The following is a 16151-nucleotide window of genomic DNA, read 5'->3' as shown; positions in this document are numbered from 1 at the left end:
GGAACGGCCATGACCAGCGGCTTCAACGGATCGGAAGGCTACGACCCCTTCGGCGAGTTCCTCGCCCGGTTCTTCGGCGGACCCCGGCCCGGACCCCGGCAGATCAACATCGGCCGGCTGCTGAGCCAGCCCGCCCGTGAACTGGTCCGGGGTGCCGCCCAGTACGCCGCCGAGCACGGCAGCCGGGACCTGGACACCCAGCATCTGCTGCGGGCGGCACTGTCCGCCGAGCCGACCAGGAGCCTGCTCAGCCGGGCCGGCGCGGATCCCGACGAGCTCGCCGAGGAGATCGACGAACGGTCCGGCCCGGTGCAGCACCCGCCCGGTGAGGTCCCGCCGCCGACCTCGCTCTCCCTGACCCCGGCCGCCAAGCGCGCCCTGCTGGACGCGCACGACCTGGCCCGGGCCCGCGGCACCGGTTACATCGGCCCCGAGCACGTCCTCAGCGCGCTGGCCGCCAACCCCGACTCCGCGGCCGGGCACATCCTCAACTCCGCCCACTTCGCGCCCTCGCCCCTGCCGCCCGAGACGGCACCGGACGCCGGGCAGCCGCGCACCGAGGCGCCCCGCGCCACCGGCACCCCGACCCTCGACAAGTACAGCCGTGACCTCACCGAGCTGGCCCAGCAGGGCCGTATCGACCCGGTGATCGGCCGCGACGAGGAGATCGAGCAGACCATCGAGGTGCTCTCCCGGCGTGGCAAGAACAACCCGGTGCTGATCGGCGAGGCGGGCGTCGGCAAGACCGCCATCGTGGAGGGGCTCGCCCAGCGGATCTCCGAGAGCGATGTGCCCGACGTGCTGACCGGGCGGCGCGTGGTCGCCCTGGACCTGACCGGGGTGGTCGCGGGCACCCGCTACCGGGGCGACTTCGAGGAGCGGCTCACCATCATCGTGGGCGAGATCCGCGCCCACTCCGACGAGTTGATCGTCTTCATCGACGAACTGCACACCGTCGTCGGCGCGGGCGGCGGCGGTGAGGCCGCCTCGATGGACGCCGGCAACATCCTCAAGCCCGCCCTGGCCCGCGGCGAGCTGCACATCGTCGGCGCGACCACGCTGGAGGAGTTCCGCCGGATCGAGAAGGACGCGGCGCTGGCCCGCCGCTTCCAGCCGATCCTGGTGCCGGAGCCGTCCGTCGCGGACGCCCTGGAGATCCTGCGCGGACTGAGCGACCGCTACGAGGCCCACCACCAGGTCCGCTACGCCGACGAGGCGCTGGTGGCCGCCGTGCAGCTGTCCGACCGCTATCTCACCGACCGCCGGCTGCCCGACAAGGCCATCGACCTCATCGACCAGGCCGGCGCCCGGGTACGGCTGCGGGCCCGCACCAAGGGCACCGACGTCCGGGCCCTGGAGCGCGAGGTCGAGCAGCTGGCCCGGGACAAGGACCAGGCGGTCGCCGACGAGAGCTACGAGCAGGCCATGCAACTGCGCGACCGCATCACGCAGTTGAAGCAGCGCATCGATAAGGCCACCGGGCACGACGAGGCCGACGAGGGGCAGAACCTGGAAGTGACCGCGGAGGCGATCGCCGAGGTGGTGTCGCGGCAGACGGGCATCCCGGTCGCCAGCCTCACCCAGGAGGAGAAGGAACGGCTGCTCGGCCTGGAGGAGCATCTCCACCAGCGCGTGGTCGGCCAGGAGGAGGCGGTGAGCGTGGTCGCCGAGGCGGTCATGCGCTCCCGCGCCGGGCTCGCCAGCCCCGACCGCCCCATCGGCAGCTTCCTCTTCCTCGGCCCGACCGGCGTCGGCAAGACCGAGCTGGCCCGCGCCCTCGCCGAGGCGCTGTTCGGCAGCGAGGAGCGCATGGTCCGCCTGGACATGAGCGAGTACCAGGAACGCCACACCGTCAGCCGCCTGGTCGGCGCCCCGCCCGGATACGTGGGCCACGAGGAGGCCGGGCAGCTCACCGAGGCCGTCCGCCGGCACCCGTACTCGCTCCTGCTGCTGGACGAGGTCGAGAAGGCGCACCCGGACGTCTTCAACATCCTGCTCCAGGTCCTCGACGACGGCCGCCTCACCGACTCCCAGGGCCGCACGGTCGACTTCACCAACACGGTCGTGGTGATGACCAGCAACCTCGGCTCCGAGGCCATCACCCGCCGCGGCGCCGGCATCGGTTTCGGCCCCGGCGGCGCGGAGGCCGACGAGGAGGCCCGGCGCGAACAGATCCTGCGGCCGCTGCGCGAGCACTTCCGCCCGGAGTTCCTCAACCGCATCGACGAGATCGTGGTCTTCCGCCAGTTGACGCAGGAGCAGCTTCGCCGGATCACCAACCTGCTCCTGGACCGGACCCGCCGCATGCTGCACGCCCAGGACATCACGGTCGAGTTCACGGACCCGGCCGTCGACTGGCTCGCCCAGCGCGGCTACCAGCCGGAGTACGGCGCCCGCCCGCTGCGCCGCACGATCCAGCGGGAGGTGGACAACGAGCTGTCCCGGCTGCTGCTGGACAGCCGTGTGAAGGAGGGCGGCCGGGTGACGGTGGACCTGGAGGGCGGGCGTCTCGCGTTCCGTACGCGGGACGAGACGCCCGCCCCTGAGCTGTGACTACGGCGCCGGGTGCACCACCTGCGCCGAGCCGCCGCCCCGTCGTACCGTCTCGGCCGCCGCGAGCCACTTCCCGTCGGGCAGCCGCTGCACACCGGTCGCCGCCCCGATCTCGGGGTTGAGCCTGAACGAGTGCCCGATGGCCTCCAGCCGGGACCTGAGGCTCCCGGGGCTCGTGTCGTTGAAGAGCGCGGGCTCCAGCTCTGTCTGCGCGGCGTTCCGCTGGCTCGCCCGCGGCGCCGCGATCGCGTCGACGAGCGGTTCGCCCCGGTCCACGAACCGCGTCAGCGTCTGCAGCACGGTGGTGATGATGGTCGCCCCGCCGGGTGAACCGAGCGCCACGACCGGCTTGTCGTGCCGGTCGAGCACGATCGTCGGCGAGATCGAGGAGCGCGGCCGCTTGCCGGGACCCGGCAGGTTCGGGTCGTGGACGGCCGGGTTGGCCGGGACGAAGGAGAAGTCCGTCAGCTCGTTGTTCAGGATGAACCCGCGTCCCGGCACGGTGATCCCGCTGCCGCCGGTCTGTTCGATGGTCAGCGTGTAGGAGACGACGTTCCCCCACTTGTCGGCCACCGTCAGATGGGTGGTGTTCTCGCCTTCGTACGTCGTCGGCGCCGCCGTTCCCCCACTGGCGCAGGCCGCCGGACGGCGCGGGTCTCCCGGCGCGACCGGGCTCGTCAGCACCGCGTCGTCCTTGATGAGGCACGCGCGGGAGTCCGCGTACTTCTGCGACAGCAGTTCCTTTGTCGGTACGTCCTCGAAGGCCGGGTCGCCCACCCAGCGCCCCCGGTCCGCGAACGCGATGCGGCTGGCCTCGATGTACCGGTGCAGGTACTGGACCTCGCTCGCCTTCGAGAGGTCGGTGTTCTCCAGGATGTTGAGGGCTTCACCGACGGTCGTGCCGCCGGAGGAGGAGGGCGCGATGGAGTAGACGCCGAGTCCGCGGTAGGAGGTCTTCGTGGGCGCCTGGAGCTTCGCGCGGTAGGCCGCGAGGTCCTTCTCCGACAGCTCGCCCGGGCGGGCGTTCCAGCCGGAGGCCGGGTCCACGGGCGGGTGGTTCACGGTGTCGACGATCTCGTCCCCGAGGGCGCCGCGGTAGAGGGCGTCGACGCCCTTCCTGCCCAACTCCTCGTAGGTGCGGGCGAGATCGGGGTTCTTGAAGGTGGAGCCGACGACCGGGAGCTGTCCGCCGGGCAGGAACAGCTTCGTGGTGTCCGGGAAGTAGCGGAACCGGGTCTCGTTGGCGGCGGTCTGCGTGCGGAAGGTGTCGTCGACGGTGAACCCGTCGCGGGCGATCCGCTCGGCGGGCTTCAGGACCGTGCCGAGTCGTTTGCTGCCCCACTTGCCGAGCGCCGTCGCCCAGGTGGCAGGGGTGCCCGGCGTGCCGACGCTCAGTCCGCTGCTGACGGCGTCCGCGAAGGCGATCGCCTTGCCGTTCTCGACGAACAGGTCGGAGCCGGCCGTCAGCGGAGCCGTCTCCCGGCCGTCGATGGTGTGCACCTTGCGGGACTTGGCGTCGTAGTAGACGAAGTAGCCGCCGCCTCCGATGCCGGAGGAGTAGGGCTCGGTGACGCCGAGCGCGGCGGCCGTGGCGACGGCGGCGTCGACCGCGTTGCCGCCCTTCTTCAGCACCTCGATGCCGGCCGCGGAGGCGTCGAGGTCGACGCTGGCTACGGCGCCGCCGTAGCCGACGGCGACGGGCACCTTCTGCGGCGCCGGAGAGGCCGGGGAGCTCCCTGGCGGAGCTGTCGCCCCGACCGACACCACGGCGGCCGAAACCGCCAGGACGAGAAGCTTCCGCGCGACAGGGCGACGCATGCGTACCTCCAGGCCGGGACCGTCCGCGCAGCGTAACCACAACACCAGGGGCCCGACAGCCCCATTCAGGGCACCTGCCACGAGAACGCCACACTTCGAACACGGGTACGTACCAGCCAGGTCGGCCCGCTACCATGCGCGCCCATGAATGACGACGTGCGCAACATCGTCCTGGGCGTGGTCGCGGCCGGCATCAGTGCCGCCCTCGGCTGGGTGGCCCGCACCTATCTGTGGAAGCGCAAGCTCCGTAAGAAGCAGGCGTTCTTCGGGCTGCCGGACAACTCCGAGTCCCTCCTCGTCGTCAACCGCGACGCCGGCAGCCCGGACCTCGCCGTGCACCGCTACGACGTCTTCGCGCTCCTGGAGCTCTCCGCGCTCATCAAGGACTGCGGCGCGCACGCCGAGGTGATCACCCAGGACACGGCCCGGCAGGGCTTCGGGGAGCGCACGGAGTTCTGTGTCGGCGGCCCGGGGTCCAACCGGCGCATGGCGGCCCATATGCACGCCATGCTGCCCGGGGTGCGGGTGAACACCGACCCGGAACCGGGCCCGGACCGGCTCGCCCTCCAGATCGGCAGCGAGCGCTACCGCATGGAGAAGGGCGTGTCCGAGTACGTGCTGCTGGCCCGGCTCACCGCGGGGCAGCCCGGCCTGAACCGGCCCGTCTTCCTGTTCAGCGGTCAGACCGCGATCACCAACCAGGCCGCGACCCGCTACCTGGCCCGCAACCACGAGCGGCTGTCCCGCAAGTACGGCGACAACACGTTCGTCCTGCTGCTGAAGGTGGTCAACTCCCAGGCGTACGGCCCGGATGTCGCCGAACTGATCGCGGACGTGACCCGGGCGGCACAGGCACCGCTGCCGGCGCCCGCGGCTCCGCGCAACTCCCACCGCGCGTCCTGAATTCATTCACATGACACCAATCGTTACTGCCGCGTAACTTACCGACGGGTTACCTACGGTAAGAAACCGCGGTTACCGTCGGGTCACTTTGCATTGACACGAGTGAGGAGTGACCCGTGGGACACCATCGCAAGGCCCTGCGCACCACCGCCGTGGGCGCCGTCTCCGCGACCCTGATCGCCGGTGGGGTCCTCGGCACCGCCCCCGCCGCGCAGGCCGCGACGAACGACGTCCGGTTCGTCGACATCGCCGGCGAGGGCGGCACCGTCCTCAAGGCGAACGTCATCACCCCGGCCGGCGCCGACGGCAGCCGCTCCTATCCGCTGCTCGTGCTGCCCACGAGCTGGGGCCTGCCCCAGGTCGAGTACGTCGCGCAGGCCCAGAAACTCGCGAACTCCGGCTATGTGGTGCTCACTTACAACGTGCGCGGCTTCTGGCAGTCCGGCGGGGAGATAGAAGTGGCGGGCCCGCCCGACATAGCCGACGCCCGCAAGGTCATCGACTGGGCCCTCGCCCACACCCCGGCCGACGCCCGGAACGTCGGCATGGCGGGCGTCTCCTACGGAGCCGGCATCAGCCTGCTCACCGCCGCACAGGACAAGCGCGTCAAGGCGGTCGCCGCCCTCAGCGGCTGGGCCGACCTGATCGACTCGATCTACTCGGGGCGCACCCAGCACGTCCAGGCCGCGGCCCTCCTCGACGGCGCGAGCCTGGTCACCGGGCGCCAGAGCGCCGAACTCCGGGAGATCTTCGACAACCTCTACGCCTCCGACCTGTCCAGGGAACAGGACATGATCAATTGGGGGAAGAAACGTTCGGCCGCCACATACGTGGATCAGCTGAACAAGAACGGCGCGGCGGTCATGATGGCCAACGCCTGGGGCGACACGGTCTTTTCACCCAACCAGTACGCCGACTTCTACGAGAAGCTCACCGGCCCCAAGAGACTCGAGCTCCGTCCCGGCGACCACGCGACCCCCGAGCTCACCGGTCTGCTGGGGCTGCCCAACGACGTGTGGACCGACACCGAGCGCTGGTTCGACCACTACCTCAAGGGTGAGACCAACGGCATCGACAAGGAGCTGCCGGTCCGGCTCAAGTCCCGCTCCACAGGCGGCTACGAGGGCTACCCGGACTGGAAGTCGGTCGGCGCGACCCGCAAGAAGCTCGCCCTGTCCGGCACCACCACGATCCACACCAACGTCGACTCGGGCGCGAACGGCGGGATCGTCCTCCTGTCCAGCATCCTCGACCAGATCGCCAAGCTGCCCCCGGTCGCCTCGATCCCCCTGCTCCCCCGCGCCTGGGCGGCCGTATGGCAGTCGGAGAAGTACGCGACGGCCCAGCAGGTGCGCGGCACCGCCGAGTTGCACACCACGGTCACTCCCACCAAGGAGAGCGGCACCCTCGTCGCCTATCTGTACGACGTGGGGCCGCTCGGCCTCGGCAAGCTGGTCAGCAACGCGCCGTACACCTTCCACGGGCAGACGCCCGGCCAGCCGTTCGGCGTCGACCTGGAGCTGTACTCCACGGCCTACGACGTCCCGGCAGGGCACCGTCTCGCCCTGGTCGTCGACACGGTCGACCCGCTCTACATCGAGCACAACCCGTCCGGCGCGCGGCTGACCTTCTCCTCGCCGTCGAACGACCCGTCGTACGTGTCGATTCCGCTGCGCGAGCAGTGATCTCCGGCCGGCGCCGGTCGGGTATGGCCCTGTGAGCTGCCACCCCCCTACGGTCTCGGGACCGTGGGGGGATCCCCACCCGGCAGCGGCCTCCCCGGCGGGATCACCGTCACCACGGGGATGAACGGCACAGCGTAGTAGAGGTCCGACGCGAGGAGGTCGCCGGCATGGGGGCCGACCATCGGGTCCTTGCACACACGTGTGGTGCGGAACATGGGTCGCACTCCCGCCGGGTCAATGCGTGAGGATCTTGGAGAGGAAGTCCTTCGCTCGCTCGCTGTTCGGGTTGGTGAAGAACTCCTCGGGGGCGCGGTCCTCGACGATACGGCCGTCGGCCATGAACACGACGCGGTTGGCGGCCGAACGGGCGAAGCCCATCTCGTGGGTGACGACGACCATGGTCATGCCGTCCTTCGCGAGCTGCCGCATGACCTCCAGGACCTCGTTGATCATCTCCGGGTCGAGGGCCGAGGTCGGCTCGTCGAACAGCAGGGCCTTGGGCTCCATGGCGAGGGCGCGGGCGATGGCCACGCGCTGCTGCTGGCCGCCGGAGAGCTGCGCCGGGTACTTGTCCGCCTGGTCGGCGAGACCCACCCGGTCGAGAAGCTGACGGGACCGCTTGTCGGCCTCGCCCTTCCCGCGCTTGCGGACTTTGGTCTGAGCCAGCGAGATGTTCTGGAGGACCGTCTTGTGGGCGAAGAGGTTGAAGGACTGGAAGACCATGCCGACCTCGGCGCGGAGCTTCGCGAGGGCCTTGCCCTCCTCCGGCAGCGGCTGTCCGTCCAGCCGGATCTCACCGGAATGAATGGTCTCCAACCGGTTGATCGCCCTGCACAGGGTCGACTTTCCCGACCCTGACGGGCCGATGACCACGACCACCTCCCCCTTGCCGACAGTGAGGTTGATGTCCTGGAGGACATGCAGTTCCCCGTAGTACTTGTTGACGTCACGCAGCTCGATCAACGGATCGACGGCCATGCCCAGCCCTACCCACTCTCAGCTGTGTCGCGATTGCCGCAAACTATCCAGACAGGACTGGAGTTAATACACGACACGCACTTTTCGGGCATTAGCCGTATTTACTCCGTGCTTATACGTCCGCTCTAGGCCTCCGCCACCTCGGCGTACAACTGGGAGAGTTCGGGCACCCCGCTCGCCGCCCACTCATGGCCGTCGGCGACGACATCGAACTCCCGGCCGGAGGTGAGCCGGATCACCGGCTGCCCGTCGGAGCGGATCCCCCAGCTCGCCCCCTCCACGGTCCGTACGATCACCGTCCCGAGATACAGCCCGGCGTCGTTGCCGAGCCACTCCAGGACCTCCGCGTCGTCCCGCCACCGCGGCACCAGTTGGTCGAGCGCCTCCAACGAGGCGACGGTGTCGTCGAGTTGGACACCGCTGCGGTACGCCTGGTGGCGCAGCAGCTCACATTCGGAGAGGAGCTCGGCGATGCCCTCGGCGTCGTGCACCTCGGGTTCCTTACGCCGGTTGCCCAGAAAAGGGATCTTCATATGCCCAGCGTGTCATTGGCATACGTCCCAGCACCACAGGCGCGCGCCGGGAGTCGATTCGGGGCGACTTCACGCCGAGTTCGCGCATGGCTCGTTGACGCGCCACCGGCGCCTCCCTAACTTCACGGAGCGTCGTTCGTCTCGTCCTGACCGGTGCTGAACGGGGGAACCAGGTGCGCCGAGGTGTACGGATGTCCGCGCTCGCCCTCGCCCTGTGCGCGGTCCTGGTACCGGCAGGACCGGTGCAGGCCAGTGCCCCGCGGCGAGCGGAGAGAGCCGAAACGCTGCCGCTGGAGCGGCTCTTCGACAACACGGCGGTCAGCGACGACACCCGGCCCGGCGCGGCGGACTTCGACGGGTCGGGCGCCTCCCTGTCGGCCCAGGACCTCACCGCGGCGGGCTGGACACCCGGCGGGACGCCGACCGTGCAGGGGGCGCGGCTGTCGTGGCCGCGCCGGGAGGCGGGGGCGCCGGACAACGTACGGGCCGCCGGGCAGTCGGTGCGCGTCGGCGGCCGGGGCGACGCGCTCGCCTTCCTGGTGGCGGGCACGGGCGGCAGCGACGTGACGGGTACGGGCAGGGTGTCGTACGCGAACGGCGGCAGCTCCTCCTACCGGCTCACCGCCCCCGACTGGCGCACCGGCCCGCTCGCCACGAAGGCGGTGCCGCTGCCGCACGTGAACACGCCCGGCGGTCAACTCGCCGAGAAGGCACGGCTGTACGTCATCACCGTCCCGCTCACGCGCGGCCGCCAGGTCGTCTCCGTACGGCTGCCCGACTCACCCGCCCTGCATGTGTTCGCGGTGTCGGTGCGGGCCACCGGTGCGGGCTGGAGCGGGAGTTGGGCCGCCGCGACCGCCGGGTATCCGGCCGTGGGGCCGTGGAGCGAGCGGACGCTGCGGCTGGTGGTGCACCCCTCCGTGGGCGGGCCGCGGGTGCGGCTGCGGTTCGACAACACCTTCGCGGCGGCTCCCGTGCGGATCGGGAGCGCGACGGTGGCGGTCCAGGAGGCCGGTGCGGCGGCGCGGGACGTGCCGGTGCCGGTCGCCTTCCGGGGTGCGATGGGTGTCGAAGTGCCCGCGGGGGCGCAGGTGTTCAGCGATCCGCTCGACTTCGAGGTGCCCGCGGACGCGAATCTGCTGGTGAGCTTCCATCTGCCGGGGACGGTGACGGCGGCGCCCGTGCACCGGCTCGCGCAGCAGCGGTCCTACGTCAGCGAGGCGGGCGACCACACGGCCGACGGCCCGGGGACGGCGTACACCACCGTCCTGACGAGCTGGCCGCTGCTGACCGGGGTGGACGTGGGCGGCGGGCCGGGGTCCGTGGTGCTGCTCGGCGACTCGATCACCGACGGGGACAAGTCGACGGTGGACGCCAACCGGCGCTGGCCCGACGTGCTGGCCGCACGGCTGCCGGCGCAGGACGTGGTCCCGCACTACGGGGTGCTCAACCAGGGGATCTCCGCGAACCGTGTGGTCACCGACCGCTATCCCGGTGACGGGGTCTCCACGGACACCGGCGGGGTGAGCGCCCTGCACCGGTTCGACCGGGATGTCCTCGCGCAGACGTCGGTCCGTACGGCCGTCGTCTTCCAGGGCGTCAACGACCTGCGGTGGGGCGCCACGGCGGACGAGGTGATCGCGGGCCTGCGGGAGATCGCCGACCGGGGCCGGGCGCGCGGGCTGCGGATGCTGGCCGCGACGATCCTGCCCTGCGAGGACGCGGCCGCGGTGGACGGCGAGCGGGTCGCGGTGAACGCCTGGATCCGGGACGCCGGTGTGTTCGACGGCGTCCTCGACTTCGACGGCGTGGTGCGCGACCCGGACCACCCGGCACGGATGCTGCCCGCCTACGACAGCGGCGACCATCTGCACCCGGGGGACACGGGTCTCGCGGCGCTCGCCGGGTCCGTGGACCTCGGTCTGCTGCGGTGACTAGACGTCGAGATCCACGACCACCGGGGCATGGTCCGAGGCGCCCTTGCCCTTGCGCTCCTCGCGGTCCACGTAGGCGTCGCTGACGGCCTTCGCGAACGGCTCGTTGCCGTAGACGAGGTCGATGCGCATGCCGCGGTTCTTGGGGAAGCAGAGCTGGCGGTAGTCCCAGTACGTGAAGGGGTGGTCGTACTTGAGGGGGCGCGGGACCACGTCGGACAGGCCCGCCTCGCGCAGGGAGGCGAGGGCGGCGCGCTCGGCCGGGGTGACGTGGGTGAGGCCCTCGAAGGCGGCCACGTCGTAGACGTCGTCGTCGGTCGGCGCCACGTTGTAGTCGCCCAGGACCGCGAAGGGGCGGCTGCCCGCCGCGTCGCCCGCGACGGCCGCCTTGAGGGCCTCGAACCACTGGAGTTTGTAGGCGTAGTGCGGGTGGTCCACCTCGCGGCCGTTGGGCACGTACACCGACCAGACGCGGACCGGGCCGCAGGTCGCGGAGATGGCGCGGGGCTCGGGAGCCCCGTCGTAGCCCGGGTCGCCGGACAGGCCCTTGACGACGTCCTCCAGGCCGACGCGGGAGATCACCGCCACCCCGTTCCACCGGCCCGTGGCGTTGACCGCCGCCTCGTAGCCCGCCTCGCGCAGCTGGTCGAACGGGAACTGCTCCTCGGCCAGCTTGGCCTCCTGGAGGCAGAGCACGTCGGTGCCGCTGCTCTCCAGCCAGGCCAGGAGCCTCGGCAGGCGGGCGGTGATCGAGTTGACGTTCCAGGTCGCGATGCGCATGCCTGACAACCTACCGGGCGCCACTGACACTCACAGCGACGTGCTCTCCCCGGGCGCCAGCCGCAGATGCTCCGAGCCGCCGAGGGCACCGATCTGGTTGTCGTAGACGGGGCGGGCGAGGTCGGTGAGCAGGGCGTCGTGGATGTCGTAGGCCCGCTGCGGCTTGACCTCGCGGACGTAGTCGATCACCTCGGAGATCTTGCTCCAGGGGGCCATGACCGGGAGCATCAGCGTCTCGACGGTCTGGCCGGGGACGGTCAGGGCGTCGCCGGGGTGGAAGACGCGGCCGCCGTCGACGAGGTAGCCGACGTTGGTGATGCGCGGGATGTCCGGGTGGATGACGGCGTGGAGCTCGCCGTGGACCTGGACGTCGAAGCCGGCCGCCGTGAAGGTGTCACCGTGGCCGACGGTGTGCACCCGGCCCGGGAAGGCACCGGAGATCTTCTCCGCGACGGACTTCAGGGTCCAGATCTCGGCCGCCGGGTTCGCCTCCAGGGCCGCGCGCAGCCGCCCCTCGTCGAAGTGGTCCGGGTGCTCGTGCGTGACGAGGATCGCGTCCGCGCCGAGTGCGGCGTCCGCCTCGCTGAACCCGCCGGGGTCGAGGACGAGCGTGCGTCCGTCCTTCTCGAGGCGGACACAGGCGTGCGACATCTTCGTGAGCTTCATGGCTTCCATCCTGCCTCCTGGAAGGGGCGCCGGGGCGGCTCAGCCTGGTGGTCGCGCTGCCCGGCTGAGGCACTCACTCCTCGGGAGTCGTCTCCTCCCGGATGACCTGCTGGGCCACCTTGAACGCGCTGTTGGCCGCCGGCACCCCGCAGTAGACCGCCGCCTGCAGCAGCACCTCCCTGATCTCGACCGGGGTCAGCCCGTTGCGCAGGGCGGCCCGGACGTGGAAGCCGAGCTCCTCCAGGTGGCCGCCCGCGACGAGGGCGGTGAGCGTGACACAGCTGCGGGAGCGGCGGTCGAGGCCGGGGCGGTCCCAGATCTCGCCCCAGGCGTAGCGGGTGACGAACTCCTGGAAGTCGCCGGAGAACTCGTCGGCCTGCGCCAGCGCCCGGTCGACGTGCGCGTCGCCGAGCACCTCACGGCGCACCTTGATCCCGGCGTCGTACGGGTCGGGCCGTCCCCCGCCCACGAAGGGCGCCGGTACGGCGGGGGCGATCTCGGCGATCGGGGAGAGCTGCGGCGGGGCGGCCAGCACCGGCTTGACCGGGGCGGCCGGGATGGCCGTCTGCCCGGTGGCGGAGTCGTAGGCGGGCTGCCAGGCCGTGGAGAAGTGCCGGACCAAAAGGTCGGTGACGGCCGCGGGCTGCTCCACCGGTACGAGGTGGGAGGCGCCCGGCACCACGGCGAGCCGTGCGTCGGGGATGCCGGCGACGAGCGTACGGGCCTCCGCCGGGCCGGTGACCTGGTCGTCGGAGCCGACGAGGACGAGGGTGGGCACGCCGACGTGGGCGAGGTCGGCCCGTATGTCGAAGGACGCCAGGGCCTCGCAGGCGGCGATGTAGCAGCCCGGGTCGGTGGTGCGGACCATCTGCACGGCCCAGTCGGTGATCGCGGGCTGCGCGGCGGCGAACCCGCCGGTGAACCAGCGGTCGGGGGAGGTACGGGCGATGGGGTCGAGCCCGTTCGTCCGCACGATCACGCCTCGCTGCCGGAACTCGTCCGGCGTGCCGAATCTCGGCGAGGCGGCGATCAGCGCGAGCGAGGCGACCCGCTCCGGGTGGCGCAGGGCCAGCTCCAGGCCGACCGCGCCGCCGAGCGCGCAGCCCGCGTAGCCGAAGCGCTGGATGCCGAGCCGGTCCAGGGTGGCGAGCAGCCGGGCGGTGAGGTCGCCGACCGAGCCCGCCGGGTAGGCGGGGGCGCCGCCGTGCCCCGGCAGGTCGAACCGGAAGATCCGCCACTGCTTGGCCAGCTCGGGAACCTGCCGGTCCCACATGTGCCATGTGGTACCCAGGGAGGGTCCCAGGATCAGGACAGGTGCGTCTTCCGGCCCGTCAAAGCGGTATTGCAAGGTGTTCGGTGGTGTCTCGCTCACCCGTCTGAGCCTCTCATCTGTCACGAGATGTCACATCGCCGGGGTGGACCTAGCGGGCCTTGCCCCGCTCCGGTCCTGCCAACGAGAACCCAGGTATACATTCTCCGGCATGTACTCGTGGCCGTGTCGGCAGTGGGCCCTCCGGGCGAGTGCCCTCCTTCAGTCGCTACGAGCGACGCTTTCCTCTTTGATCACGGCCTCCAGGCGGTTCAGGAAGCAGCATCGAGTGTGGTGGCACGAACGAGGCTCGGCGTGATCCACCTGGAAACCTTCCGAAATCCCGCCCAACAGCAGCTTAAACACCACACGGTGAACGCTTGGTAGAAGGCTTGGCCGTAGCCGGATGCTCTCAGTTACAGCCACCGGTCCAAAACCAGCAAGCGGTCTCCGAAGTCCCCTCGCCCCATTCCTGCAGGCCATACGGCGCGCAAGTCGCTCGGCTCATAGTCCGCGTGGCTCACTCTTGCCCCTCTGCCGCACCCCCGTGCAGGCCATCCCAAGTGGTGGCGGCTCCGCGAAGATCTTCTACATCCGGCTTCACGTACCACCGCTTGGTCGTCTTTACGTTCGTATGTCCGGCCCATCGCGCGAGGATGTGGTCCGGGACGCCGTTGTTGGCCAGGAAGGTGAAGCACGACGAGCGTGCGTCGTAGAGCCTGACGCGACGGAGCCCGAGAAGCTCCATAAGCCGGTACGCGCGTCGGCGAAGTTGCTTGATCGTGAAGGCGTCGCCCGTCTCATGTACCAGCACGTAGCCCGACACCGTGTACGCCTCCCCCAGAGCAAGCCTCTCCTCGGCTTGGAGAGCCCGGAATGCCTTGAGGGCTCCCAGTACCAGCGCCGGCAGCGGCAGGTCCCGCTCACCCGCAAGAGACTTGGTGTCCTTCTCCACCACGTACCGGTTGCCCATCATCGTGCGCGTGTTGGCAATGACGATCGTGGCGTTCTCCAAGTCAACGTCTTCCCACCGGAGGCCGCAGACTTCAGCTGGACGAAGCCCCATCAGCGAAAGAAGAAGCGCAGCATAGAGACGCTCACCCCTAATTCCATGGATGAATTTCTGAACCTCCTGGACGTTCCAGGGCGGCACCTCCTCTTTAGTCTTCCGTTCTTCCTTGCGCGCTCTCCGGGGAATGGTCACGTGCGCAGCGACATTGACGTACACCAACCGCCGGGTAACGGCTCTCCCCAGCGCTTCCTTCAGCCGAGCGAGGCTCATATCCACACTCGTGACACTGAGTGGCGTCCCGGCCCTTTTACCACGCACGCGGCCATGCGCCAGCGCCCAGTCCCTCCACTCTTCCACGTGCTCTTCAGTAAGGTCCTGGAGACGGATATTACCGAGCCTCCCCCGAACTCGGTCCAGGGTAATGCCGTAGTTGTAGATGGTGGTTTCTTCGAGATCCTCCGCTTTCATGGCCAGCCATCGGTCAAGCCACTCATTCACGGTGATCTTGTTGGGCGGCACAAGCGACCCATCATGCCGCCGGTTAGTTATGTTCGCGTACTCAACCCTAGCTTCCTTCAACGAGTCGAAGGTGCGCCTCAACTGCTTACGCTTACCAGTATCGGGGTCGATTCCTGCGTCGACAACAAACCGGTATCGAACCTTCCCCTTCGAGTTCGGTGGAAGTTTCTTGATGGGATCGGACAGAGTACTCACTCTCCTTGAGGTGTGGAAACTGCACGCGGGCGGAGGGGCCGCTGCGCTTCAGCGAAGGGTGCCGCGGGTATCACCGCTGCGGTAGCCGATGCTCCTCCTCTCCCTCCCCGGGGGTTTGGGGAGCGCTGCCTTCTTCTGTGTCCGCTACGGCTCCACTGCCAAGTACAGCCAAATGCGGACCTGCTCAATGGTCGCGACGATCGCCGGTTTGGCTAACCGGCAATCTTGGTCTATGTTGCGCTCGCGCTCCAAAAAGAGGCTCGCCCCGACTGCCAGCCTCGACGCCAATCGATCCGCCCCCGTATGTGGATCCGGCATGAACGGTCCACCGTGTATCGCACAAAGAGTAAGCGGACAGGGGCGGTCGGCCGGACTGATCGGAGGACGCGCATCGGCGGAAATACTCCTCATTGGATCTCCAGGCGGGTCGCTTACCGACCTCGCACTTCCGAGGTGTTGTACGTTGACATACACCCGGAGAGGGTTCCAGTCCTTCGAGCCCCTTTCTCGTCTGCCATGGGCGAAATGCCGAGTCAGCCTGAGGACACAGAAAGAATTCGCCCTATCGGCCGACCTCGTCCGGGCCGCCGCTCGCTCTCCGCTAGGCACCCGCCGACGCGCTGTCGCCCTCGGAAGTCAGGGGCTCGCCGGCCTGCCTTGCGGTCAGTACGAAGCCCAACGGACGACACAACACCCCGGTGAGGTCACGCATCTATGCGGTCCACGCGTTCAGGTCGCCAAGCGTTTGAATGGCCTGCTGCCTGTCTCAGTGGTCCAGGTCGCTGGTTGAGTCCCGCCCGCCTTCACCGGTAGCTACCGACTTCGATGCGCGCTGGACGGCTGGGTAGGGTCGCGGTACCCGAGCTGGAGAGGTAGTCGCATGGCCAACGAGATTGTGATCGCGCAGACGACCAGCGACAACGAGGATCAGGCGAAGGCGCTGGCCCGTGGCGCGGTCCAGAGCAAGCTGGCAGCAGGCGTTCACATTGATGCGCCGATCACAGCTTTCTACTGGTGGAAGGGGAAGGTCGAGACGGCGCAGGAGTGGCGGATCTCGTATGTGACTACGACGGACCGTCTCCCGGCACTGGAGGCGTGGCTGCACGAGAAGCACTCGTACGACGTTCCCCAGTGGATCACGCTGCCCGTGACCGGAGGGTCGGAGGCATACCTGTCTTGGGTTGTCGAGGAGACGGCATAGGTTCTGCGGAGCGCCGGGCCGGCCGTACGACGGCGTTCGCGTCCTGGGCTTACCCGCCAACGGCG

At 69.6% G+C, this 16151-nt stretch carries 12 protein-coding genes; 5 read left to right on the top strand and 7 right to left on the bottom strand.

The genetic code is table 11. From position 1 onward, the window contains the following. Positions 1–9 precede the first annotated feature (9 nt). The gene (locus OG381_RS37475; RefSeq protein ID WP_327722647.1) at positions 10–2553 is read left to right on the top strand and encodes an ATP-dependent Clp protease ATP-binding subunit; all 2544 of its coding nucleotides are present in this window, start codon (positions 10–12) and stop codon (positions 2551–2553) included. Here the strand turns inward: OG381_RS37475 and ggt are convergent, their stop codons facing one another. Continuing rightward, a complete protein-coding gene (gene ggt / locus OG381_RS37470; RefSeq protein WP_327720414.1) occupies positions 2554–4371 on the bottom strand; it encodes a gamma-glutamyltransferase in 1818 nt (605 codons plus the stop codon). Between the two features lie 144 nt (positions 4372–4515). Between ggt and OG381_RS37465 the strand changes: the two genes are divergently transcribed. Beyond that, entirely contained in the window at positions 4516–5274 is a 759-nt protein-coding gene (locus OG381_RS37465) for a hypothetical protein (RefSeq protein WP_327720413.1), read from the top strand. Positions 5275–5390: 116 nt separating this feature from the next. Further along, positions 5391–6959, top strand: coding sequence for a CocE/NonD family hydrolase (locus tag OG381_RS37460; RefSeq protein WP_327720412.1), 1569 nt, complete (start codon positions 5391–5393; stop codon positions 6957–6959). 234 nt (positions 6960–7193) lie between these two features. Here OG381_RS37460 and OG381_RS37455 read toward each other — a convergent pair whose 3' ends face one another. Both OG381_RS37455 and OG381_RS37450 read right to left on the bottom strand, forming a co-directional pair. Then, the gene (locus OG381_RS37455) at positions 7194–7937 is read right to left on the bottom strand and encodes an amino acid ABC transporter ATP-binding protein (protein ID WP_327720411.1); all 744 of its coding nucleotides are present in this window, start codon (positions 7935–7937) and stop codon (positions 7194–7196) included. Positions 7938–8062: 125 nt separating this feature from the next. Continuing rightward, the gene (locus OG381_RS37450; RefSeq protein ID WP_327720410.1) at positions 8063–8470 is read right to left on the bottom strand and encodes a DUF6278 family protein; all 408 of its coding nucleotides are present in this window, start codon (positions 8468–8470) and stop codon (positions 8063–8065) included. Positions 8471–8661: 191 nt separating this feature from the next. On the opposite strand from OG381_RS37450, the gene OG381_RS37445 reads away from it, so the two are divergent. After that, positions 8662–10404: an SGNH/GDSL hydrolase family protein gene (locus OG381_RS37445; protein ID WP_327720409.1), complete on the top strand. Its 1743-nt coding sequence runs from the start codon at positions 8662–8664 to the stop codon at positions 10402–10404. Here OG381_RS37445 and OG381_RS37440 read toward each other — a convergent pair whose 3' ends face one another. The 4 genes from OG381_RS37440 to OG381_RS37425 all read right to left on the bottom strand — a co-directional run bounded on the left by OG381_RS37440 (position 10405) and on the right by OG381_RS37425 (position 14885). Next, entirely contained in the window at positions 10405–11184 is a 780-nt protein-coding gene (locus tag OG381_RS37440) for an exodeoxyribonuclease III (protein ID WP_327720408.1), read from the bottom strand. Between the two features lie 30 nt (positions 11185–11214). Next, the gene (locus OG381_RS37435; protein ID WP_327720407.1) at positions 11215–11850 is read right to left on the bottom strand and encodes an MBL fold metallo-hydrolase; all 636 of its coding nucleotides are present in this window, start codon (positions 11848–11850) and stop codon (positions 11215–11217) included. 73 nt (positions 11851–11923) lie between these two features. Next, the gene (gene pcaDC, locus OG381_RS37430; RefSeq protein WP_327720406.1) at positions 11924–13222 is read right to left on the bottom strand and encodes a bifunctional 3-oxoadipate enol-lactonase/4-carboxymuconolactone decarboxylase PcaDC; all 1299 of its coding nucleotides are present in this window, start codon (positions 13220–13222) and stop codon (positions 11924–11926) included. Positions 13223–13679: 457 nt separating this feature from the next. Beyond that, positions 13680–14885: a site-specific integrase gene (locus OG381_RS37425; protein ID WP_327720405.1), complete on the bottom strand. Its 1206-nt coding sequence runs from the start codon at positions 14883–14885 to the stop codon at positions 13680–13682. A gap of 880 nt (positions 14886–15765) precedes the next feature. Between OG381_RS37425 and cutA the strand changes: the two genes are divergently transcribed. Beyond that, positions 15766–16086: a divalent-cation tolerance protein CutA gene (gene cutA, locus OG381_RS37420; RefSeq protein ID WP_266405338.1), complete on the top strand. Its 321-nt coding sequence runs from the start codon at positions 15766–15768 to the stop codon at positions 16084–16086. Positions 16087–16151: the final 65 nt, after the last annotated feature.

Source organism: Streptomyces sp. NBC_00490 (assembly GCF_036013645.1).
Lineage (GTDB): Bacteria > Actinomycetota > Actinomycetes > Streptomycetales > Streptomycetaceae > Streptomyces > Streptomyces canus_F.
This window is presented reverse-complemented; position numbering and strand designations above follow the sequence as displayed.